23 protein-coding genes are annotated in these 22,951 nt (G+C 59.9%); 19 read left to right on the top strand and 4 right to left on the bottom strand.

Annotated features, from left to right (window positions below; translation table 11 throughout):
* Window positions 1-1,715: TonB-dependent receptor (locus B0I00_RS16470; RefSeq protein ID WP_100868494.1), on the top strand; the 1,715-nt coding region annotated here is incomplete at its 5' end.
* Window positions 1,716-1,740: 25 nt separating this feature from the next.
* Window positions 1,741-2,154: a hypothetical protein gene (locus B0I00_RS16465; RefSeq protein ID WP_100868493.1), complete on the top strand. Its 414-nt coding sequence runs from the start codon at window positions 1,741-1,743 to the stop codon at window positions 2,152-2,154.
* Window positions 2,155-2,332: 178 nt separating this feature from the next.
* Here the strand turns inward: B0I00_RS16465 and B0I00_RS16460 are convergent, their stop codons facing one another.
* The gene (locus B0I00_RS16460; protein ID WP_232730325.1) at window positions 2,333-2,953 is read right to left on the bottom strand and encodes a TonB-dependent receptor domain-containing protein; all 621 of its coding nucleotides are present in this window, start codon (window positions 2,951-2,953) and stop codon (window positions 2,333-2,335) included.
* 71 nt (window positions 2,954-3,024) lie between these two features.
* Here B0I00_RS16460 and B0I00_RS16455 point away from each other — a divergent pair, with 71 nt between their 5' ends.
* The 5 genes from B0I00_RS16455 to B0I00_RS16435 all read left to right on the top strand — a co-directional run bounded on the left by B0I00_RS16455 (window position 3,025) and on the right by B0I00_RS16435 (window position 6,488).
* Window positions 3,025-3,402: a DDE-type integrase/transposase/recombinase gene (locus tag B0I00_RS16455; RefSeq protein WP_232730324.1), complete on the top strand. Its 378-nt coding sequence runs from the start codon at window positions 3,025-3,027 to the stop codon at window positions 3,400-3,402.
* Window positions 3,403-3,411: 9 nt separating this feature from the next.
* Window positions 3,412-4,134: an IS6 family transposase gene (locus B0I00_RS16450; protein WP_100868491.1), complete on the top strand. Its 723-nt coding sequence runs from the start codon at window positions 3,412-3,414 to the stop codon at window positions 4,132-4,134.
* A 119-nt stretch (window positions 4,135-4,253) separates the two neighbouring features.
* Window positions 4,254-4,394 carry a hypothetical protein gene (locus tag B0I00_RS16445; RefSeq protein WP_408635258.1) on the top strand — a complete coding sequence of 47 codons (141 nt, stop codon included), beginning with the start codon at window positions 4,254-4,256 and terminating at the stop codon, window positions 4,392-4,394.
* Between the two features lie 616 nt (window positions 4,395-5,010).
* Window positions 5,011-5,442 carry a hypothetical protein gene (locus tag B0I00_RS16440; RefSeq protein WP_100868490.1) on the top strand — a complete coding sequence of 144 codons (432 nt, stop codon included), beginning with the start codon at window positions 5,011-5,013 and terminating at the stop codon, window positions 5,440-5,442.
* Window positions 5,443-5,504: 62 nt separating this feature from the next.
* Complete coding sequence (locus tag B0I00_RS16435; protein WP_100868489.1) at window positions 5,505-6,488, top strand: site-specific DNA-methyltransferase; 984 nt, start codon at window positions 5,505-5,507, stop codon at window positions 6,486-6,488.
* A gap of 181 nt (window positions 6,489-6,669) precedes the next feature.
* Here the strand turns inward: B0I00_RS16435 and B0I00_RS16430 are convergent, their stop codons facing one another.
* Entirely contained in the window at window positions 6,670-7,980 is a 1,311-nt protein-coding gene (locus B0I00_RS16430; protein ID WP_100868488.1) for a CitMHS family transporter, read from the bottom strand.
* Window positions 7,981-8,079: 99 nt separating this feature from the next.
* On the opposite strand from B0I00_RS16430, the gene B0I00_RS16425 reads away from it, so the two are divergent.
* The 6 genes from B0I00_RS16425 (at window position 8,080) to B0I00_RS16400 (ending at window position 18,088) form a co-directional block, all read left to right on the top strand.
* Window positions 8,080-8,988, top strand: coding sequence for a LysR family transcriptional regulator (locus tag B0I00_RS16425; protein WP_100868487.1), 909 nt, complete (start codon window positions 8,080-8,082; stop codon window positions 8,986-8,988).
* 175 nt (window positions 8,989-9,163) lie between these two features.
* Window positions 9,164-10,504, top strand: a complete 1,341-nt coding sequence (locus B0I00_RS16420) for an acyclic terpene utilization AtuA family protein (RefSeq protein WP_100868486.1) — start codon at window positions 9,164-9,166, stop codon at window positions 10,502-10,504.
* Window position 10,505: 1 nt separating this feature from the next.
* Window positions 10,506-10,820 (top strand): AtuA-related protein, encoded by a 315-nt coding sequence (locus B0I00_RS16415; protein WP_100868485.1) that lies wholly within the window; start codon window positions 10,506-10,508, stop codon window positions 10,818-10,820.
* Entirely contained in the window at window positions 10,817-12,832 is a 2,016-nt protein-coding gene (locus B0I00_RS16410) for an alpha/beta hydrolase domain-containing protein (RefSeq protein WP_100868484.1), read from the top strand. The genes B0I00_RS16415 and B0I00_RS16410 overlap by 4 nt, the downstream gene beginning before the upstream one ends.
* 217 nt (window positions 12,833-13,049) lie before the next feature.
* Window positions 13,050-15,809: a TonB-dependent receptor plug domain-containing protein gene (locus B0I00_RS16405; RefSeq protein WP_157812612.1), complete on the top strand. Its 2,760-nt coding sequence runs from the start codon at window positions 13,050-13,052 to the stop codon at window positions 15,807-15,809.
* Window positions 15,810-15,874: 65 nt separating this feature from the next.
* Entirely contained in the window at window positions 15,875-18,088 is a 2,214-nt protein-coding gene (locus B0I00_RS16400) for a glycoside hydrolase family 3 C-terminal domain-containing protein (protein WP_100868482.1), read from the top strand.
* 417 nt (window positions 18,089-18,505) lie between these two features.
* Here the strand turns inward: B0I00_RS16400 and B0I00_RS16395 are convergent, their stop codons facing one another.
* Both B0I00_RS16395 and B0I00_RS17335 read right to left on the bottom strand, forming a co-directional pair.
* Entirely contained in the window at window positions 18,506-18,775 is a 270-nt protein-coding gene (locus B0I00_RS16395) for an usg protein (protein ID WP_100868481.1), read from the bottom strand.
* Window positions 18,772-18,981 carry a hypothetical protein gene (locus B0I00_RS17335; protein ID WP_232730328.1) on the bottom strand — a complete coding sequence of 70 codons (210 nt, stop codon included), beginning with the start codon at window positions 18,979-18,981 and terminating at the stop codon, window positions 18,772-18,774. Before B0I00_RS17335 ends, B0I00_RS16395 begins: the two co-directional genes overlap by 4 nt.
* On the opposite strand from B0I00_RS17335, the gene B0I00_RS17225 reads away from it, so the two are divergent.
* The 6 genes from B0I00_RS17225 to B0I00_RS16365 all read left to right on the top strand — a co-directional run bounded on the left by B0I00_RS17225 (window position 18,880) and on the right by B0I00_RS16365 (window position 22,927).
* On the top strand, window positions 18,880-19,239 hold the full coding sequence (locus tag B0I00_RS17225; RefSeq protein ID WP_198519286.1) for a hypothetical protein: 360 nt from the start codon (window positions 18,880-18,882) through the stop codon (window positions 19,237-19,239). The genes B0I00_RS17335 and B0I00_RS17225 overlap by 102 nt on opposite strands.
* A 29-nt stretch (window positions 19,240-19,268) precedes the next feature.
* On the top strand, window positions 19,269-19,583 hold the full coding sequence (groES, locus tag B0I00_RS16385) for a co-chaperone GroES (RefSeq protein WP_100868479.1): 315 nt from the start codon (window positions 19,269-19,271) through the stop codon (window positions 19,581-19,583).
* A gap of 53 nt (window positions 19,584-19,636) precedes the next feature.
* Window positions 19,637-21,256 (top strand): chaperonin GroEL, encoded by a 1,620-nt coding sequence (gene groL / locus B0I00_RS16380; RefSeq protein WP_100868478.1) that lies wholly within the window; start codon window positions 19,637-19,639, stop codon window positions 21,254-21,256.
* A gap of 157 nt (window positions 21,257-21,413) precedes the next feature.
* Complete coding sequence (locus tag B0I00_RS16375; protein WP_100868513.1) at window positions 21,414-21,605, top strand: DUF465 domain-containing protein; 192 nt, start codon at window positions 21,414-21,416, stop codon at window positions 21,603-21,605.
* 253 nt (window positions 21,606-21,858) lie between these two features.
* A complete protein-coding gene (locus B0I00_RS16370; protein ID WP_198519285.1) occupies window positions 21,859-22,335 on the top strand; it encodes an Hsp20 family protein in 477 nt (158 codons plus the stop codon).
* Between the two features lie 91 nt (window positions 22,336-22,426).
* Window positions 22,427-22,927: an Hsp20/alpha crystallin family protein gene (locus B0I00_RS16365; protein ID WP_100868476.1), complete on the top strand. Its 501-nt coding sequence runs from the start codon at window positions 22,427-22,429 to the stop codon at window positions 22,925-22,927.
* The last annotated feature ends 24 nt before the right edge of the window (window positions 22,928-22,951 follow it).

Here is a 22,951-nt window from a genome sequence, read left to right as displayed (position 1 = left end):
ACGTCGAACGGATCGAGGTCGTCAAAGGCCCGGCGGCGGTGCTTTACGGGCGCGGATCGTCCGGCGGCCTGATCAACCGCGTGACGCGCAAGCCCGGCGAGAACGTCACCTCGTTCACGCTGTCGGCGGGAAGCTGGGACATCAAGCGCGGCGAATTCGATCTCGGCCGGGTTGCCACCGACGGTGTTGTTGCGTTTCGCGTTACCGGCGCGCTCGAGCGTAGCGGCAGCTTCCGGCAGTTCCAGTTTCTCGACCGCGAAGCGATCGCTCCGTCGCTGCTGCTGCGACCGGGGCCGGGCACCGAGCTGCTGCTCCAGGCGGATTACCTGCGCGATGCGCGCATCACCGATTTCGGCATCCCGGCCTATCAGGGCCGCCCGGTCGATGTGGCACCCGGGACGTATTATGGCGCGGCGAATGCCCGCGACGCCGATGTCAGCCGCTCGCGGGTGATGTCGCAGACGATCAGCCTGACGCATCGCTTCTCGGACAACCTGAGCCTGCGCGACGGGTTCCGCCACTACGACTACGATCTCGACCGGCGCAACACGCTCTCGGGCGCAGTGCTGCCGGTGACGGCAACGCGCCCCCGTCCGCTGGTTTCGCTCAACCGCTCGAACTTCTTCCGCCACGAAAGTGGTTGGTCGAACCAGCTGGAGCTCACTCACACCTTCGAAATTGCGGGCACGCGCCACACGCTACTCTACGGCTTCGAGATTGCCCGCCAGACCAAGCTTCAGCAGCTCTATTCATCCAATGGCTTCACGACGGTCGATTTGTTCAACCCGGTCCTGCCGATCGTCCCGATCGACCTCGGCGGCACGCCAGCGACCTACAACGAGGGGCGGTTCCGCAACGAGGGGCTGTACGTCCAGGATCTCGTCGACTTCGGCTCGGGGTTCAAGGCGCTGGTCGGTCTGCGCCGTGATTGGTTCGAGCAGCGCACGATCCAGCGTCTCGCCTTGCCCAACCTCTATCGCAAGGACGCCGAGTGGAGTCCGCGGGTCGGCTTGGTCTTCCAGCCCGACGACGCGCAGAGCTACTATGCATCCTGGAGCCGTTCGTTCCAGCCTTCGGGCGAAGGCTTCGCGCTTGCCGCGAACAATGCCGTGATCGAACCGGAGGAGACGACCAACAAGGAGGTCGGTGCCAAGTACACCCTGCTCGGCGGACGACTGAACGCTACAGTGTCGCTGTTCGAACTCGAGCGGACCGGGATCAAATCGGCCGCGCCCGGCTCGACGGTGCTGATCCCGATCGGAACCCAGCGCACGCGCGGCATCGAGCTGTCGGCCAACCTCGACCTCGCCTCGGGATGGCGGGCGATTGCCGGCTATTCCTACCTCGACGCGCGCATCATCCGCTCGCTCGCGGTCGAGAGCGGGCAGCTGGTCGAGGGCAAGCGCGCGACGCTCACGCCCCGGCACAGCGCCAACCTGTTCGTGAGCAAGGACTTTGCCGGCCGCTTCGGATTCGGTCTCGGCGGCAATTATGTCGGCGATCGGTTTGCCAATCCCGGGAACACCGTGACGCTACCAGCCTATGTCACCGTCGATGCGCTGGCCTGGGTCAGGCTGGGACGGGCACGTCTGCAGATCAATGCCTACAACCTTTTCGACGAGCGCTACTTCATCTCCGGTCACGGCACCTCTCCGCTGCTCAACCTTCCCGGCGCGCCGCGCACGTTGATCGCCACCGTGCGTTTCGATTTCTGACAACCGCCTTCTGGAGGCCCGCAGAATGTATGCCTTTGTCGACCGGCCCCTTGCCCAGCTCGATGCCGCCAGCCGGCTGCTCGTCTGGGCGATGCGCAGCTGGGTCGAGGCAGTCGGTCGCAGGCAATGCCCTGGCTTTGTCATCGGGACTGCCTTTGCCAGGCACAACATGATTGCGGGTATTCAGCCCTTTCTGCGCATGATGGCGGGACTCAACCGTGGAGGCCTCGAGAATCTCGAGTTCTGCCGTCTCGCCTGCAATCATGTCTCGGAACACGAAGCAATCCTGCTTCAGCTCGTCAGCGATGCCCGCAGCCAAGAGGTCGTGAGCGTTCGTGACACGCTGTCGATACTGGTCGAAGAGGACTATGTCGGCGACCTGTTCGAAGCGGTGGTGCGGCTCGGCGACGGGCTGGGACGTGCCTCGGGATCGCCTTAGGTTAATCGGTGATCCGTGCGCGCCCAACTGGGCGAGCGCGTCGCCAACAAGGTAGCGCTCCCCGTTTGCATCGTGAGGGTCCCGCAGGGTGCCGGTTGATCGGGCAGCCGATATCGAAGACATCAGGCAATTCGAGATCGACCGATTTGTTGGCGGTTGCGGCAGTTTCAGGCCGATTCTAGCTGCCCCCGAACGAAATCCGGATGCCACCATTCACCGTAAACCCGTCGATCGGTCCCCAGGCGTCAACGGTCCAGCGGCCATCGGAAGCGCGGACTGGCAAGAGCAGCCGGTCATACTTGGTCTGGCGGATATCCAGCAGGTTTTCGGCATTCACGAACAGGCGGACCTTGCCCACCACGATCTCCCCAAGCACTCCGAGTTCGACATAGGGCCGACTGCGGGTGCGGAACGGGTTATCGTCGAGCCGTTGCCCTCCGGTGTAGTAAGCCTCGAAGCCGAGCCGCCCCTTGCCCTCCTGCTCCCACATAGCAACTACGCCACCGGTGTGGCGCGGGGTGCGGGCGACGGTCTGCCGTTCGGCTCCGGTCTCGGCTGGCTCGGTGGCATCGACGTAGACGTAACTGCCGGTGATCGAGAAATTGCCCCAGCGCTGGCGCAGCAGCAGTTCCACCCCGTAAGTGCGAGTCGCGCCGCTCACATTGACCAGCCGCACCCGATCTCCGCTTGGCAGCGTTTCGAGCCGTAGAGCGTTGGCAGCGGTGGAACCGAACAGCGACGCATTGAGTTCGGTCCTGCCGATCTTGTAGCCGACATCGAGCGAGGCGGTGTCCGCCACTTCCGCTTTCAAACTGTGCAGAGGCTCAAGCCGGCACTGTCAGACCAACGAGGCACCTGCTAGCGGGCTTGATGCCCCGCAAATCCCGAGCACTGCCGCCTAGCCCGTTCCGCCGGTTCAATTCTTCACCAGAGGTGATCCGCCTGGTGGTGTTGATGTACGTGCGGTTCCCGCTGTCGCTGCGCAACGTCGAGGATCTGCTGTTCGAACGCGGTATCGATATCTGCCATGAGACGGTGCGATTTTGGTGGAACCGCTTCGGGCCGCTGTTCGCTGCGGACATCCGGCGCCAGCGGGTGAGCCGGATGCGCGGCTACCGGCACTGGAAATGGCATCTCGACGAGATGTACGTCAAAGTGAACGGCGAGATGGTCTACCTGTGGCGTGCGGTCGACCACGAGGGTGAAGTCCTCGAGAGGGCTCTGTCAGACCAACGAGGCGCCTGCTAGCGGCGGCTGATGTCCCGCAAGTCCCGAGCGTTGCCGCCCAGCCCATTTCGTCGGTTCAACTCCTCGCCCGAGGTCATCCGCCTGGTGGTGCTGATGTACGTGCGGTTTCCCCTGTCGCTGCGGAACGTCGAGGACCTGCTGTTCGAACGCGGTATCGACATCTGCCACGAGACGGTGCGGTTCTGGTGGAACCGCTTCGGGCCGCTGTTTGCTGCCGACATCCGGCGGCAGCGGATGAGCCGGATGCGCGGTTACCGGCACTGGAAATGGCATCTCGATGAGATGTACGTGAAAGTGAACGGCGAGATGGTCTACCTGTGGCGTGCGGTCGACCACGAGGGCGAAGTCCTCGAGAGCTACATCACCAGATCCCGCGACAAGGCCGCAGCATTGCGGTTCATGAAGAAGACGCTGAAGCGGCACGGCTCGCCCGAGGCGATCACCACCGACGGGCTTCGTTCGTACGAGGCAGCAATGCGCGACCTCGGCTGTCAGAAAAAGCAGGAAATGGGGAGGTGGGCGAACAACCGCGCCGAATGCAGTCACTTGCCCGTCAGGCGACGAGAGCGAGCCATGCTCCGATTCCGAAGAATGAAGACCCTGCAGAAGTTCACCGCGGTCCACGCTTCCTTCAACAACCACTTCAACCAGGAACGCCATCTCGTCGACAGGCAGACCTACAAGGAGCGACGCTCGGCCGCCTTGGCCGAGTGGCAAAACCTGTTTGCCTAGGCTGCGGGCGGGGAAGGGGAAACTGCGCGAAGTGGAGACCAGTTCGCATTAGACTGACAGCACCAAACTCGCACTTGCCGTTCCGGCGACGAGAGCGGGCGATGCAGCGGTTTCGGCAAATGCGATCTCTACAGAAGTTCGCCTCGGTTCACGCATCGATCCACAACCACTTTTCACAGGAACGCCATCTCGTCGATCGCCAGACCTATAAACTTCGCCGCTCGGCAGCACTGGCCGAGTGGCAGAACCTCGTCGCCTAATTCGCTGCTTGGGAGGGGGAGAGCATGCCAAGTGGAGACCAGTTCGCATCGGACTGACAGCACCCTCGGCCGCCTTGGCCGAGTGGCAAAACCTGCTTGCCTAGGCTTTCGGTGGGTAAGGGGAAACTAGGTGAAGTGGAGACCAGTTCGCATTAGACTGACAGCACCGCCACGCAGTTTGCAAATCTGCCCGCTCCGATTTTCAAGCGCCCGCGAATGCCGCACTGCTGCGCCCCTCAGCCAGACAACCGGTACCGCGGAGAGCCTCTCTCGAGGTCATAAAGCGCCAGAATGCAGGTCTGTTCTCCGCGGCTCACTGGCGCAGTACGGTTTGGGAAGTTCGACGACCAATTCCCATTAAACCGGCGAAACTGGGAATATTCCTGTTTCGGCGATCACGTGAACGCGAACATTCCGGCGGATTTGCGCCACTTTGTAGCCAAACTGGCTCAAAAAGGCCCACAGGAAATGGGAATTTATCCGCCTCGGAAATGGGGAGGCCTGCGACCATAAATGGGAACCGGTCTTGCCGAGATGGGAATATTTCCGGCGATACAGATCTTATCTGTCGAAGGCGGTGTAACGAGATGCACATCCAACCAAGCAGGACCGTCCCATGCACAAGTCATCGCCGTATTACGAATTCGATCGCCGGAGCATCGGCTCACTCCATCGGCGTCACCAGAAGGGCGAGGAGATCCTGAAGGAAGACATCATTGCTCTTCTCGAGGCAGACCCCGACAACGCCGACGATCCGCTGCTGCAGGACTATCTCCTGCCTGCCCTGAAGGGCGAACTCAAACCGAACCGCGGACGCAAACCCGATACGATGGAGAGGCTGCTCCGGTTCCAGGCCGCCATGCGCGAGTATGATGAGCGCCTCGCAGCATTCCAGCGTGACCGCGCTGAAGGGCGCAGGAAGCGGGAGCCCTACGAAAGGGAACCGTCGATCCAGGTCGCCGAGGAGGTAATCGCGACGTTCAGTCTCCACTGCTCGCCGCCTTCGTTCCTCAACAGGATCTCGATCATGAGAAAGGCGTATGATTGAAGTGAATGATTCAGCCGCCGCCGGCTGACATGTGGAGCCTCCTTTAAACCAAGGAGGTAACTATGAAATCTGAACTGAAGTCGCGTACCAGCAATCTCGAACACCGGGCTGTCTCGGCGCTCAGGGCCCATCCCAACAATCCGCGTACGCACAGCGCAAGGCAGCTGAAGCAGATCGAGGCGAGCATCTCGCGCTTCGGTTTCCTGAACCCGGTGCTGATCGACAGCGAGAACCGGATCATTGCCGGCCATGGCCGCGTCAGTGCGGCGCGGTCGCTCGGCCTCGAAAGCGTTCCTGTCCTGTCGATCTCGGGAATGAGCGAGGCCGAACGGCGCGCCTACATCATCGCCGACAACCGCCTTGCCGAACTGGCCGGCTGGGATGATGACCTGCTGCGGGTCGAGCTTGGCGGGATACTCGAGCTTGAGCCCGACTTCGATCTCGATCTGACCGGCTTTGCCGGTGCGGAACTGGAAGCGCTGCTCAACGCCGCTGATGACAGCCGCGGCGAACCGGAAGCTCCCGAGGTTGACCGCACCAACGTCGTGACGCGGACGGGAGACCTGTGGGTTCTCGGCAAGCACCGGCTGCTTTGCGGCGATGCGCGTGATCCCGCCGTCCTCGAAAGGCTGATGGACGGTGAACTCGCGCAGATGGTGATCACCGATCCGCCGTACAACGTGCCTGTCGATGGTCACGTCTGCGGACTTGGCAAGGTGAAACACGCCGAGTTCGCGATGGCGTCGGGAGAAATGAGCGAAGGCGAGTTCGAGGACTTCCTGCGCCAGGTGCTCTCCAACCTTGCGGCCAGCAGCGTGGACGGTTCGATCCACTTCGTATGCATGGACTGGCGTCATATGCGTGAACTGCTTGCCGCCGGCCATGCGGTCTACGACGAGCTCAAGAATCTGATCGTGTGGAACAAGGATAACGGCGGGATGGGCGCGTTCTACCGCTCGAAGCACGAACTGGTGTTAGGGTGTCTCAACCCGAGAGCTGACGCCGGACCAAAGCTCGATCAAGGGTTCCAATGGGTCAGAAACTGAGTTCCGGTATAGGGAAAAGTAATTGGTTTGCAGGCGCATGGATCTGATCGATGGCGGGGGGCGCCAACAAATCCGTCGTTGCAGGCTTCGTGTTCGCTTATCGTTAGCTGCCATTCATTCAGCATCTCGTCGATGGCCACTGTTAGGCGTTAGTGGCGACCTTCCGTTGGAACGACTGAAATCAGATCACACCTAGGGCGAAACTAACAAGCGTCATAATGATCGTCGTGCCGAGGGCCCATTTGAATGTGAAGCGCTGATGTGCTCTCAGCGAAACGCCGCTCAGCCCAACCAGCACGAAGGTTGCAGCAGTAAGAGGGCTCAAAGGGAAGCCAGTCGTCATCTGGCCAAGTATTGCGCCGCGGCCGATTACCAACGGGTCCTGACCCATCGCGACTGCTGTGTTGGCAAATACCGGCAGCACGCCAAAATAATAGGCGTCGGGAGGCAGCACAAAACTTAAGGGCATGCTAGTAAGGGCCACCATCGTTCCGAGCCAAGGCGCCAGCGATTGCGGGACGTTTCCCGCCAGCATCTCGGCCATGGCTTTGGTCATGCCAGAGCCGTTCAGAACACCTGTAAAAATGCCAGCGGCCAAGATCATGGCTGTGACGTTAACGACCGAAGGCGCATGCGTTGCTAGTTGGTTTGCCTGTTCATCGACTGAAAGGCAATTGACCGGCAAGGCAACGGCGAAAGCCAGCATGAAGACCAGTGCGCTTGGGATTGGCGGCAGTGGGACAGTACCCGAATATAGATCCCGGAAGAGTGCCGCGACGACAAGTAAGGTCAGAACCAGGTTAAACCAGAACCGCCAGCTCATCTCTCCATTGTTCAACTCGGCGCGATTGTTCAAAGCTTCAGCCTTAAAGCCGGCAAGCCGTTTGCGTTCGCGCAGCCCCATCACGATCGCCACGAAGACAACCCATGTCATGCCGGCCATCATGGCAGGCGCAACAGGGGTGAAAATGCCAGAAATGTCGGACTTCAGCACAGCCATCGCTCGTGCGGTCGGGCCGCCCCATGGGAGCATGTTCATCACCCCAGCGGCGAGGCCAACCAGGCAAGGCAGAATCAATGGATTTATCTCAAGTCGACGATGGACAGGAAGTAGCGCGGTCACCGATATCAGGAACGTGGTAGTACCGTCTCCATCGAGCGCCACAAGCATCGGCAAGACGACTGTCGCGACACAGAGACGGAGCGGATCGTCGCGCACCAGCCGGAGGATCGTGCCGATCATCGGCTCGAACAGGCCCTTATCAAGCATGAGTCCGAAATAGAGCACGGCGAAAAAGATCATCGCGGCGATCGGCGTGACTGTTTTCAGCCCGTCAAGCGCGAAGGTGCCCAGTTGCTCGGAAAATCCGCCAGCCACCGCCGTTGCAGCGGGTACAAGGATAAGCGCCGAAATGACCGGCAGTCGGGTAACCAAAGTCAGGCCCAAGAACAGGCCGATCGTGACGAAACCCAAAAGCGCCAGCGTGCTCATGACCACTCCCTTGTGGCCAAGCGTTAGCTCGCCTTGTAATAGAAGAAAATTCAAACTTGCAGATTGATCAATCAGGATTGTTGATCAAAAGTCACATGGATGCAACGCAACCCCAGCCTCCACAGTCTGCGACTTTTCATCCAGGTCGCTCACTCCCTCAGCTTCAGTGAGACGGCGCGGCAAGCGAATTTGTCGCAGCCTGCGCTCAGCCGCACGATCCGCCTTCTGGAAGAGGATCTTGGTGTAAGATTATTCGATCGCAATTCACGCAACGTGACATTGACACCGGCGGGCGCGGCGCTGCTTCCGACTGTCGAGCGCTTGAGCACGGATTTTGATCAGGCGTTCCGCGAGCTGACTCAGACCTTCCAGGGTCTGAAAGGGCGGGTTTTAGTCGGCGCGCTGCCTTCGATGTCTGCCAATCTTTTGCCGAAGGTCATTGCTGAGTTCCGCAAGACGAGGCCATTGGTTGAAGTCATCATTCGCGAGAATCTGTCAGAAGGGCTTTTGCAAAGTCTTCACGAACGCATGATCGACTTTGCCATCACGACGCCTCCCGCTGATTTAAGCGGTATCCAGTTTACCCCCTTGATCAAAGACGACTACATCCTTGTATGCCGCCCAAAAGACCTGGATGATATTCCTGATCCCGCCCCATGGTCGATCTTCGCGAAACGGCATTCGATCAGCATGGAAGCGCGGAGCAGCGTGCGGATCTTGACCGACGCAGCATTTGCCCGAGCAGGCGTGGTCGCCAATCGCCAGTACGAATGCACGTTGCTGGCGACGGCGGGTGGATTCATCTCTGCCGGTCTTGGAATTGCACTAATGCCTCGCTCAACCCTACCACTGTTGGCTGTCGGGGGACCTATCGCGTGGCGCGCAATGGCTAAGCCGCATGAAGCTCGTCAAATCGGCATTTGCACATTGTCGGCACGATCGCTTTCCCCGGCGGCGCAAAACTTCATAGAGGCGGTTGAAGCCATGGCTATCAATGCTGAAAACTGATTGATTGATAAATTAAGTCGAATTGCTGGATTGGTCCTTGCCTGTTTATAAGCAGTGCCGGAGCGGGATTGCCAGGACGTCCAAACATGTCTTTCCTCAGTAAAAGTGTCTATCGAGTTGCGTTCGGCAAGCGGCCACTCGAAGCGCGCTATGTCGGCATTTTCGAGAGCATCAGTTGAGCCGGCTTGTGCGCATCGGATCCGGTGCCGGATTCTCGGGGGACCGCATCGAACCTGCGCTCGAACTGGTCGAACGGGGTGATCTGGATTATCTGGCCTTCGAATGTCTCGCCGAACGCACGATCGGTATCGCGCACGCAAGCCGGCAAAGCAATGGTCGGCTCGGCTTCGACCCTCTTCTGGAGCGGCGCATGCGGACCGTGCTTGCCGCTGCCAAGCAACGCAGTGTGCCCATTATCACAAACATGGGAGCGGCCAACCCGCTCGGTGCGGCAAATGCCGTCATCGCCATCGCGCGCGAGATGAAGCTCGACAGTTTGAAAGTCGCCGCCGTCCTGGGTGACGATGTGACGGAAATAATCCGTCATGGCGATTTTCCCTTGCTAGATTGCGAGGGATCAAGCCGTTCGCTTGTGCCTTCGATGGTGTCGGCAAACGCATACCTGGGCGCCGAAGGCATTGTAGCAGCTCTGCAACAGGGGGCGGACGTCGTGATTACGGGGCGTGTCTGCGATCCTGCGCTTTTTTTGGCGCCCTTGATACACGAATTTAGCTGGAAAATGGACGATTGGACGCGGCTTGGCCGGGGAACGTTGGTTGGGCATCTCCTCGAATGCGCAGGGCAGTTAACGGGAGGCTATTTTGCCGATCCCGGGCGAAAGGACGTGGTCGGACTCGCCCGCTTGGGCTTTCCTTTTGCCGACATCGACCAGGACGGTTCGGCAATTTTCTCCAAGGTGGCAGGGTCTGGGGGATCGCTGACAGTCGCTACGTGCAAAGAGCAGCTCCTTTATGAAGTCCTGGATCCTAGGGCTTACCTTCAGGCCGATGTGATCGCCGACTTTTCCGAAGTCACCATCGATCCTGTCGGAGACGACGTTGTGGCAATTGCAGGTGCCAAGGGTCACCGGCGGCCCGATACTCTCAAAGTGTCGATAAGCTATGATGATGGCTGGGTGGGTCAGGGGCAGATTTCCTACGCCGGTCCAGGTGCGTGTGCGCGCGCTGAGCTTGCGTTCGAGATCGTGCGAGAGCGTCTCTCGCTGACGGGCGTTGTGGTGAACGATCTGACACTTGACCTGATTGGCGTAAACTCGGTCGCACGCACCGCTCCGATCGAGGCGTTGGAGCCACGCGAAGTTCTGGCCCGCATTTCCGGTCGAGCGCATGATCGCAGTTCGGCAGAGCGCATCGGTGCTGAGGTTGAGGCTCTGTATACCAACGGACCGGCCGGCGGTGGCGGAGCGTCCAGCGCGACCCGCAAGATCTTGGCAATCGCCTCGACGCTGATCCCGCGCGACAGTGTTGAGGTCAGTGTCGAAATGCTGGTGGCTTGACATGCTATTATCTGAACTTGCCCATGTGCGGTCAGGGGATAAGGGCGATACGTCGCAGATCTCCGTCATCGCCTACCGGCTCGGCGACTACCCTCTACTCGCCGAATGGGTGACGGCCGACCGCGTCGCAGCCCATTTTCCGGGGCTGGCTTGCCGGCGCGTATCGCGGTTTGAGTTGCCTGGCATCGGTGCGCTGAATTTTGTTCTTGAGGGAGCGATGCCAGGCGGCGTCACGCGGACACTGGCGCTTGATGCGCATGGCAAAACCTTGGCGATGCAATTGCTGTCACTTGACATTCCGGATGACCTGCCATGACAAGAAGCAGAATTGCCCCACTTGCTGTATTTGGTCTCGCGATCGCCGCACTCTGGCCAGTCAACGCAGGGGCCAAGGTCGAGCGCGTCGAGATCGACAGCGTCTTGCCCGCACCACGCCTGGCCGGGGCTCCTGATTACGAGATCGTCTCGGGCCGCTTTTACGGCGAAGTGGATCCGAAAGCGCCCGGCAACGCCATCATAACCGATATTGCATTTGCTCCGCGCAATTCCCGGGGTCTGGTCGAATACTCCGCAACATTCACGCTTGCGCGCCCGGTCGCCCCTGACAAGCGTAGCGGGGTTCTCTTTTACGACGTGCCCAATCGCGGGAACGGTTTTGTTTCAGCCAATCCTTATGGCCACGTCCAGGTGATGAGCGGCTGGCAAGGCGACATCGCCGAAGGGCTGGGGTTGCAGACGCTCCGCGCGCCGGCAGCTCGGCGATCGGACGGACAGCCGTTGACAGGACCGGTCCTGGTCCGCTTCGTCGATATGCCACCCGGGACGGCGTCGGCCGCCATCGTCGGCAGCATCGGTCGGCCAACCGCCATGCCGCTACCCGTCAGTCTGGATACGCGTCGGGCGCAGCTTACCGTTCAAATGGGGCAATCTGGTCCGCGTCGCGCGGTCAAAGCGCGCGACTGGGCTTTTGCCGACTGTTCCCGCAAACCGTTCCCTGGTGAACCGGACCCGGCCAAATTGTGCGTCCGAGGCGGTTTCGCTCAAGCGGCTGCCTATTCGCTGGTTTACACGGCCAAAGACCCTAAGGTTCTCGGCCTGGGCTTGGCCGCGACGCGCGATCTGATCGCCTTTCTGCGTCATGCGCCGACGTCAGGCGCCTCGGGAGTCGTCAATCCCGCCGGATTGATCAGTTGGGCGGTTGCGTCTGGAACGTCGCAATCGGGCAACTTCCTGAAAAGTTTTGTCAATCTCGGTTTCAATGCGGACGAAAACGGGCGGATTGTCTTTGACGGGATCAACCCGAATATTGCAGCGCGACAAGTGCCGCTGAATATACGATTTGCAGTCCCAGGCGGCGCGGCGCGTCCGGGCGAACCGGGCAGCGAGGGTTCGCTTTGGTGGTCGTCATACCATGACACCGCTCGAAGACGCGGCACTTCGTCTCTGCTTGATCGCTGCCAGGCTACCAGCACCTGCCCCAAGGTTATCGAGACCTTTGGATCGGCTGAGTTCTGGGGCCTGCGAATGGCGCCAGGACTGATTGGCACGCGTGCCGATCGAGACATACCTTTGCCTTCGAATGTGCGCCGTTATTACTTTCCTTCGGTGACCCATGGCGGATCCTATGTTGGAGGTTTTCCGATGGGCGGCGAAGCCGTACCGGAAGGGTGCACATTGGCAGGCAATCCCAATCCGATGTTGCCAGAGTTCCTTGGTTTGCGGCAACGCTTGGTCGAATGGGTGCGCGATGGTCGCGCGCCGCCGCCAAGCAAATATCCTACCCTGGCGGCAGGCGATCTGGTCAAGGCGGAATCGTCTGCATTGGGGTGGCCAGCTATTCCCGGCGCACCGCAGCCCGATGGCAAGCTGAACAAGCTGCAGAACCAGGACTTCGGAAATGGCTTACGCTACAAAGACCTTAGCGGGGTGCTGTTGAAGCTCCCGCCAAAATTGCGGGGCGAAATTCCGCAGCGCGTGCCTCGGGTCGATTCCGACGGGAACGAAATGGCAGGCGTAAGGTCCGTTCAGCTGATAGTTCCGTTGGGAACGTACCTGGGTTGGAACGTCGTGGCGCGTGGTTTCGACGCGGGCTCTGGTTGCGGCTTTGCCGGCGGCTTTATTCCGTTCGTCGCAACACGGACCGCGCGGCTTTCTGTTGGAGATCCCCGCCCTTCGTTGGAAGAACGCTACGGCACGCACGATGGTTTCGTCGCACGGGTCCGCGACGCCGCCGCGCGCCAGCAAGCAGCTGGCTGGATTACGACGCAAGACGCTGAAAAGCTGGTTGAACAGGCCAAAGCAAGCGATGTCCTCGTCTCAGATCGATAACTGAAGTGAATTGATTGATCAGAAGTTTGTATTTCTGCTGATCGCTGGTTTCTGTCAATTCTGACAATGAACTTAGTGAATGCCGTCATCGTGTCGATGATGCGGGCCACTGCGGCCTCCGTCCAGACACGGTGACCGACATCGCGAAATACTACGGGAGGGGACTATAATGGAACGTCGTTCAATTCGGCCGCGTTCGGCTCGCATCGCGGCAGGTTTGGCTGCCGTATCTTGGCTTGGCATCACAGCGGGAACCGCGTTCGGCCAGACGACCACGGAGAGCGAACCGGCAGACGATACGCAGCAGATCGTGGTAACCGGCACCTATCTTGGTGGCGTTCGTCAGGAAGACCGAGCTTCTCCCGTTCTGACTGTCGACGCCGAGGCTCTCGACCGGACGGGCGTAAGCTCGCTTGGTGACCTTACCCGCTTTATTCCGCAGAATGTCGGCAGCGCCGGAGGGATGCAGGATCTTGCCAAGGGCGGCGCTGACACGCGCGATACCCGGTCGGTCAATTTGCGCGGCTTGGGAGCTGGCTCGACGCTGGTGCTCCTCAACGGGCGCCGGGTTACCCCGCAGGGCGGCGACGATTTCGTCAATTTGAATGCCCTCACTCCGGATATCGCGATCGGCCGGGTGGAGACGGTTCTTGATGGGGCCTCCTCGACCTACGGCGCGGATGCGGTGGCCGGTGTGTTCAACGTCATCACCAACACGCGCTTCGAAGGCGTGAAGCTGTCGGCGCAGTATACCGGGATCGACAAATCCAGCTCGTGGAACGTCCAGGGCATGATCGGTCTCGGGAACGACACGATCCGCTCCGTAACCTCCGCGTCCTACCGCTTCGTCGATAACCTGCAGAATTCGGACCGGGCGATCACCAATTTCTTCAATCCTTCGGGCGCGGGTTTTCCAGGTCGCTACACGCTGCTTGCCCGGCCGACCAACGCGTCGGGCGGGAACCTGGTGATTGGCGGAAACGATTATACCGCGCTTTACGATGCCAGAGCCGTCAACGGCCGCTTGACAGTCGTCGATCCCAATTGCGGCGCGGCGGGGACGGAAAGCCAGTACATTCCCGCTACCGGCGCGACGTTCGGCCTTGGAAACTGTGCTTACAATTTCCAGCCCAAGAACCCGATCCGGCCGCGCTCACAAAGCATCAACATCCACAACGACACGACGATCGAAGTGGCCGACAACCAGGAAGTCTTCGTTGAACTGGCGTATTATCACCAGGAATCGAAGCGTTTCGGCGTGCCTTCCTACGCGCAGAACGCCGGAAATGCGACGATGCCGGCGGCCAACCCTTACAACGTTTTCCGGGTTCCGGTCATTTTCCTGGGCCGCGCCATCGGAGCGCAGGGCTTCCCGGGCGGGTACGATTACCGCGTCATGCGCGACACGGTGGACAATCAGCATTACGTGCTTGGCGCGCGCGGCGACCTGTTCGCGGGATGGAAATACACGGCCAACGTGTCTTACTCCGGTTCGCACACGATCGCGCGCGACAAAGATACCGACATGAATCTGTTTCAAGCCGCGCTGAACGGATTTGGTGGGCCAAACTGCAATTACCTGTTCAACGGAGCAGGCGGCGGAGCCGTTGCGGGCGCGGGCAACTGCCTTTATTACAGCCCTTTGCAGGGCAACCTCCAACAAATGGATCCGACGCTGATCCACAATCTTCAGACCGACGTCTATTTCGATTTCAAGCGCGAATATTATCTGGCCGAAGCGGTCGTGAACGGAACGCTGGCGACGATAGGCGGCCATAATCTGGACGTCGCCATTGGCGGACAATACCGCCGCGAAAACTCGACAGCGCAGTATTCCGATCTGCTGTTAAGCGGCTTCGGCGGGTTCCTTGGCAAGCGGCTTAACACGAGTTTCCGGCGCAACGTAAAAAGCGGCTTCATCGAAGCGAACTACGAAGTCATCGATGGGCTCAACGTAAATGCCGCCGCGCGGTACGAAGATTACGGCGGCTTCAACACGACCGCGCCCAAGCTTGCCATCAACTGGCGGATCATTCCCGAAATCAGCGTTCGCGGATCAGCTAGCCGGGCGTTCCAGGCGCCGACTATTTCCAATGGTAGCAACAGCCTGATATCAACCGGAGTCGGCAACGTTACCGATCCGACCAAGTCACCGCCTGACACGACCTTCCGGACAATTCAGACCTTCGGAAACCCGGGCCTGCAGCCGCAGACCGCGGACGTCTATAACATTGGGGCGACCGTGCTGCCGGTGCCGCGGGCGCGCCTGTCGGTCGATTACTGGAGCTACAAATACAAGAACCAGATCCAGTTGCAGAGCGCTCAGGCAGTCGTCAACGCTTCCCCCAACGGCCCCGCCGTGATCCGCGATTCCAGCGGCAACATCCAGGCAGTACAGGTGACGTCGTTCAACGCACCCAGCGGGACGCAGACGTCGGGCATCGATTTTGCCGCGGCCTATTCGTTCGATATGGGCGAACTGGAGATCGGCCTGCGCAGCAACCTGACCTACCTGCTCAAATACGACATCGACATCGGTTCGACCACGCCGGGGGCAGCGTCGATCGTCTACAACGGCGTCGGCTTTCGTAACCAGTTCGTGCAGTCTCCCCTGTCTTCGTCGGCCGCGCCGCGCTGGCGCGCCGTGTCGGGCATTGATTTTGGCTACGGACGGCACAGCCTTTCTACGACGTGGCGCTACACGTCCGGGGTGGTCGATGACCAGGGGCTTAGCCTGAACACTTCAGGCACCGGATCGATCATCCCCGCCACCGCTACCAGCAAGATCAAAGCGTTTTCAGTGTTCGACGTCCAATATTCGGTCAAGCTTGGTCAGGACGACAAGTACGAACTGGCTGTGGGCATGATCAACGCCTTCGATACGGCTCCCGGGTTCGCCCGTTTCAATGGCTACCTGCCCAGCATAGCCGATCCTTTTGGCCGCCAGATTTATGCGCGGATCCAAGCGAAGTTCTAATCGACAGCGTATCTGCAGGCCGTCAATTCTGTGTTGACGGCCGCGCAAACAAGATCGGACGGGTCATGATAATTACAGACCGATGGGCCGGCGGCACGGCAGCATCCGCCCTAATCCTTTTTTTTGCCGCTCCAGTCGCGGCACAGACACAGGCGGATGTGGCCGCAGCGGAAAGGCGCGCAGAAGCGACTGTGCGCGCGATGACGGCAGCCGAAAAGACGGTGATGACCCACGGAATCATGGCCCTGCCGTTGACCGCCAATTCGCCGCCAATCCCCGCCGACGCCGTTCCGGGCGCGGGTTACATTCCTGGCATTCCTCGGCTTGGCGTGCCGGCTTTGCGAGAAACCGACGCCAGCTTGGGCGTTGCCTACGCTGGCGGCCTGCGCAAGGATAACGCGACGGCGCTACCGTCGGGACTGGCGATGGCATCATCTTGGAATCCCGCCCTTGTCGAACAAGGTGGCCGGATGATCGGGGCTGAAGCCCGCTCAAAAGGCTATAACGTGATGCTCGCCGGCGGCGTCAACCTGATGCGCGACCCCCGAAACGGCCGCAATTTCGAATATCTCGGTGAGGATCCATTGCTTGCCGGCACGTTGGTCGGCCATGCCATTCGTGGGATCCAATCCAACAAGATAATAGCGACCATCAAACACTTGGCTCTCAACGGCCAGGAAACCGGTCGACACTTCGCTGACGTCAGGATCAGCGAGGATAACGCCCGCGAAAGCGATCTGTTGGCCTTCGAGCTTGGGTTGGAGATCGGCGCGCCCGGTTCGGTTATGTGCGCCTATAACCGCGTAAACGGTGAACAGGCCTGTTCGAGCGATTGGCTTCTGAACCGTGTTCTCAAGCAGGATTGGGGCTTCAAGGGCTTCGTGATGTCGGATTGGGGTGCCGTCCCAAACATCGAGGCAGCACTCAAGGGTCTCGATCAGCAATCGGGAGAGCAACTGGATACTGCGGTTTTCTTCGGTGACAAGCTCGCTCAAGCTGCCAGTGGGAGTGCCACGTGGTCACGCCGCCTAGATGATATGAACAAGCGGATCCTGACCTCGATCTACGCCAGCGAACTCGACAGCAATCCGGCCATGCCGGGCGGGGTGATCGACTATGCCGCCAACGCCAAGATTGCCGAAGAGGTTGCGCGGCAAGGGATCGTCCTGCTGCAAAACCGTGGCAACGCGCTCCCTTTGGGGAAGACTGCCCGAAACATTCTGGTCATCGGCGGCCTTGCCACCACCGGTGTGCTTTCGGGTGCCGGCTCAAGCCAGGTCATCGGTGACGGCGGCCCCGCCGCATCGATCCCGGTAGGCGGTACGGGTCCGTTCGCCGGCTTCATGAACATTGTCTATCATCGTTCATCACCTTTCGCGGCGATCCAAGCGAAGGCCCCGGATGCAACCGTCCGTTTCCGCAACGGGCGGTCCCTCTCCGAAGCCGCCGCGGCCGCGAAGGCGGCGGACGTCGTAATCGTTTTTGCCAACCAGTGGTCGGGGGAAGGATTTGACCAGGCGGACCTGTCGCTGCCTGACGGGCAGGATAGCCTGATCTCCGCAGTTGCTGACGCCAACCGAAACACGATCGTCGTTCTGCAGACTGGTGGCCCTGTACTTATGCCCTGGCTCGAAAAGACGGCAGCGGTGGTCGAAGCTTGGTTTCCGGGTATTCGTGGCGGAGAGGCGATCGCCTCAGTCTTGTTCGGAGAAACAAATCCTTCCGGGCGTTTGCCGATAACCTTTCCCAGCAGTGAAGCGCATTTGCCCCGTCCGAAGCTTGACGGCTTCGCTTGGCTTGAGCCCGACTTTATCGGGCGCAAGCCTGTCGGCGCAGGTCCGTTGCCAGTGGATTACGACATAGAGGGATCGGACCTGGGTTACAGGTGGAACGCACGGCAGGGACATAAGGCCCTTTTCCCGTTCGGTTTTGGCTTGAGCTACACGACCTTTGAAACCAGCGACCTCAAGATGGATGGCATGACCGCTTCGTTCACGTTGCGGAACACCGGAAATCGCGATGGGACATCTGTGGCTCAACTTTACCTCACAGACACGCCAGTCGGACAGAGGCAGAGGCTGGTTGCGTTTGAGCGGGTCGGATTGTCAGCGGGCGAAACACGCAGGATCTCGATGATGATTGAACCCAGGACAGTCGGCGAGTTTGAATCTGGTAACTGGGTGATCAGTAAGGGCAAATACAGCTTTGCTCTGGGTGCGAATGCGGAGGATCTTGGAAAACCGGTCACACTAAGACTGAACCGCAAAGTTTGGAGATAGGATACTTCGGGCTCTGCGAAACTAACCGGGCACTTGCAGGCGGCGACTGATACCCGCGAATCCCGATAGCTGCAGCCACCGTGCCGGTGGCGCAGCTAAGGAAAAGGTCTGTAATTTCGAAGTTGCCATCGTTCGGAACGGAGACGTTAGTCGTCAAACCGTCGTGACGGCAGTTGGGTATGTCGGCAGTCGCTGACATAGCCGACGTTCATGTCGCTTCAGTCCGAGCTCGAAACCGGACATCATTCCGAGCGGCACGATTTGACGGCTCCTGGGCCGGAAACCGACTGGCAGCTTTCAGTGCGAGAAAATGGGAAAGCAGCCTCTCAAGTGGGCGAAGGTTTCTAGAATTTACTAGTCAGCAGTTCGTTTCCATTAGCATGAATACGGGCCTGCAAGCTCCATCACCCGGCTCTGCTACTCCCACGAGATCACGCCGTCCGCCGAACGCCAGCTCGCTGGCCGGATCATTTTCTCATGGGCGATTCGGACTGACCTTATCTCCGCCTCGATCTCGCGCCGCCAATGCGCGAGGAAATCGAACAGCACCGGAAAATCCGGTGCTGCATCGTATTCCTGCCAGGCATAAATCTGCAGGAGCGAGGGGTAATCCGGCATGAAATAGCAGATTTCTGCCGTGGTCAGCCCGTATCCTTCCAGCTGAACCAGGAAAGCGCGGTCGGTCATTGCAGTGTGGGCTGGCTGTCTGGGCCGTCGAGCGAGCGCAGTGCCGCGAATACATCGTCAACGGAAACCGGAGCTTTGAGTTCGGGAGGCTGGCGCATTGCAGGATGATTTTCGACGGCATGCCGATCGGACGCCCAGGAAGCCAGGATGGCTCGCTTCACTTCGGGCTCAAGCGAGGGATGATGCGCTACATCGAACGGATGCAGGTAGCGCGCGAATGGTTGCGACATAGGAACATCCTCCTTTCTGCCTTGCCGCTGATCACTCACTGCGGATTGCTCCGCTCACCATATTTTGTGAGTCCATTTCAGACCGTCAAGACCCTGATAAGGCGTACGGAAAGTGCCCATTGGCAGTCGCAATCGGCGAGTGCCAAAAAATTTGGTTTGGACCTCTTGAAGCCGTTTTCAGCAAAACTAGATCGCGCACTGCCTCCTGCCGATCATCCGGGGGAGGCGCTGTAACTCATTTCGCTTTGTAATGGAGGTTATGCATGCATTTCCGACCTTTGCACGATCGCGTGCTGGTTCGCCGCATCGAGGCCGAAGAAAAGACGGCCGGCGGCATTATCATCCCCGACACCGCCAAGGAAAAGCCGATGGAAGGCGAAGTCGTCGCCGTGGGCCCTGGTGCGCGTGACGATTCCGGGAAGCTGGTGGAACCCGCCGTCAAGGCAGGCGACCGCGTCCTGTTCGGCAAGTGGTCCGGCACCGAAGTGCGGATTGATGGCGAGGACCTGCTCATCATGAAGGAGAGCGACATTCTCGGCATCATCGAAACCACCGCCGAATTCAAGAAGGCGGCGTAAGCAATCTACCCAATCTTCAGTTCAATCGAAAGAAGAGAAAGGAGCAGGCCAAAATGGCTGCGAAGGAAGTAAAGTTTGCGTCTGACGCGCGTGATCGCATGCTGCGCGGCGTGGATACGCTTGCAAATGCGGTCAAGGTAACTCTCGGCCCCAAGGGGCGCAACGTGGTGATCGAGAAGAGCTTCGGCGCTCCCCGCATCACCAAGGATGGCGTCACCGTTGCCAAGGAAATCGAACTCAAGGACAAGTTCGAAAACATGGGCGCGCAGATGCTGCGCGAAGTCGCCAGCAAGCAGAACGACAAGGCGGGTGACGGCACGACCACCGCCACCGTTCTGGCCCAAGCCATCGTGCGCGAAGGTGCCAAGGCGGTTGCTGCCGGCATGAACCCGATGGACCTGAAGCGCGGTATCGACCTCGCCGTCGGCACCGTGGTCAAGGACCTCGAAAGCCATGCTAAGAAGGTGTCGGCCAACAGCGAGATCGCGCAGGTCGCAACCATTTCCGCCAATGGCGACGAAACCGTCGGCCGCATCCTTGCCGAAGCGATGGAGAAGGTCGGCAATGAAGGCGTGATCACGGTCGAGGAAGCCAAGAGCCTTGATACCGAGCTCGAAACGGTCGAGGGCATGCAGTTCGACCGCGGCTACCTCTCGCCCTATTTCGTGACCAATGCCGAAAAGCTGAAGGTGGAACTCGAGGATCCGTACATCCTCATTCACGAGAAGAAGCTGTCGAACCTGCAGGCGCTGATCCCGCTGCTCGAACAGGTCGTGCAGTCGGGCAAGCCGTTGCTGATCATCGCGGAGGACGTCGAAGGCGAAGCCCTTGCTACCCTTGTGGTCAACAAGTTGCGCGGTGGCCTGAAGGTCGCGGCCGTCAAGGCACCCGGCTTCGGCGATCGCCGCAAAGCCATGCTGGAGGATATTGCCATCCTTACCGCCGGCAATGTGGTCAGCGAGGAACTTGGTACAAAGCTCGAGAACGTCACGATCGGCATGCTCGGCCGGGCCAAGAAGGTCATCATCGACAAGGACAACACTACCATCGTCGATGGTGCCGGCAACAAGGCCGACATCGACGCCCGGGTCAGCCAGATCCGTGCCCAGATCGAGACCACGACCAGCGACTACGACCGCGAAAAGCTGCAGGAACGCGTGGCGAAGCTGGCTGGCGGCGTCGCCGTCATCCGTGTCGGTGGTGCCACCGAGGTCGAGGTCAAGGAGCGCAAGGACCGCGTCGACGATGCGCTGCACGCGACCCGTGCCGCTGTCGAGGAAGGCATCCTGCCGGGTGGCGGTATCGCCCTGCTGCGTGCGCTCAAGTCGCTCGAAGGGCTCAAGGCCGCCAATGACGACCAGCAGTCGGGTATCGACATCGTGCGCCGCGCGCTGCGCGCACCGGCTCGCCAGATCGCCGAAAATGCGGGCGAGGACGGTGCCTATATCGTTGGCAAGCTGCTCGAAGGTGACGATTACAACCACGGCTTCAACGCCGCGACCGGCGAATACGAAGACCTTGTGAAGTCGGGCGTAATCGATCCGGCGAAGGTCGTTCGCACGGCGCTGCAGGATGCAGCTTCAGTCGCCTCGCTGCTGATCACCACCGAGGCATTGGTGGCGGAACTGCCTAAGGACAACGCGCCTGCCCCGATGCCGGCGATGGACTTCTAATCGCGAGAGGAGAGCGCGGTATCGTACCGCGCTCTCCAATCCGCGAACACCAGGCAGTTAGCAATGCCAGTTCGGCACCTGCTCACGCGGCCTGACACCGGGCAGGTTCTGAACGGGGCTTAACGGATCAATCGGTCGAATGAGAGAGGAGGAGTCTATGGCCGACAGGTATCTGGAGTATCTTTCACGCGAACATGCACGGCTGGAGGATAAAATCCGGCAGGAAAGCAAACGACCCCGGCCTGACGAAGTTTTGATTGCCCGCCTTAAGAAGTTGAAACTGGCGCTCAAGGACCAGATGCAATCCTGGGCTGGCACTCGCCCGAGTCCCGATCGGCAGACCGCGTAAAAAGGGGCTGGGCTTACTCATTTTTTCTCCTGGAAGAGGACCAGGCGTGCCTGTGTCGGTGCGCCTGGTCCTTGTTTGCAAGATACTGAAAGAACGATTGAAAAACCTTTTTTCGGGAAATCTTGAAACCGATTGAGCGGCTTCTAATTCTATCAGTGCCGGATGCCATAATGGGTCCGGCTGGACAGAGGGCGTCGGCTCTTGGTTCCCGGCGTCTCTCATGCCCAGATTGCTCAACAAGGAGGATTTGGAAATGAGAACTGCATTTGATTTGACCCCCTATCGCCGCTCGACCGTCGGCTTTGATCGCCTGTTCGATGCGCTCGAAAACAGCTTCCGCGCCGAGACGCAGGACAGCTATCCGCCGTTCGACATCGTTCGCACCGGCGAAGACAGCTACCGGATCACCCTTGCGGTGGCCGGATTCCGTCCGGACGAGATCGACATCACCGCACAGCAAAACCAGCTCGTTATCACTGGTCAGAAGACCGAAAAGGACGAGGAAGGTGTCGAGTTCGTGCATCGCGGTATCGCGGCCCGCGCGTTCGAGCGCCGGTTCCAGCTAGCCGATTATGTCGAGGTGCGCGAGGCCAGCTATGAACACGGCATGTTGACGATCTCGCTCCAGCGGATCGTCCCGGAATCGCTCAAGCCGCGCAAGATCTCCATCGGAAGCCGCGAGCATGTCAACGACGACACGCCGCAGCTGACCGAAGACAAGGCGGCCTAAGCCGCAATAATGCTCGGCGGGGTGAGTGTGCGCACCTGCCTCGCTTGATGGGCTGTGCCCCAACCAGTCGGATGAAAGAAGGAATGTCGAGATGGCTATTCGCGATCTCATTCCCTGGAAGATCCAGGGCCAGGACATCGTTCCCCGGCAGGAGGAGCGGGTCGATCATCCGGTGATGTCGCTTCACCGGGATATCAATCGCTTGTTCGACGATATGTTTCGCGGGTTTTCCATGCCCTCGCTGCCGTCCATCGGACGCAGCATTGGCTGGCCGCGTGTGGAGTTGTCGGAGAACGACAAGGAAATCCGTGTCATGGCCGAACTGCCGGGCATGGAGGAAAAAGACATCGAAATCAGCCTAGACGATCATCAACTGGTGATCCGGGGTGAGAAGAAGTCCGAGACCAGCGACGAGGAACGCGGCTATTCCGAACGCAGCTACGGCCGCTTCGAGCGCCGCATCGGTCTTCCCTCGCAGATTGACGAAGACAAGGTCGAGGCCGCTTTCCGCAACGGCGTTCTGACCGTTAGAATTCCGCGTACCTCAGAAGCGGCAAAAGGCCGCAAGACGATCCCGATCAACGCCAGTTAATGGCAGCCAAGAGGGCCGGTCCTG

The sequence above is a fragment of the Novosphingobium kunmingense genome (assembly GCF_002813245.1).
Lineage (GTDB): Bacteria > Pseudomonadota > Alphaproteobacteria > Sphingomonadales > Sphingomonadaceae > Novosphingobium > Novosphingobium kunmingense.
The sequence above is the reverse complement of the archived record's forward strand: the minus strand, read 5'-3'. Positions and strand labels throughout refer to the sequence as shown.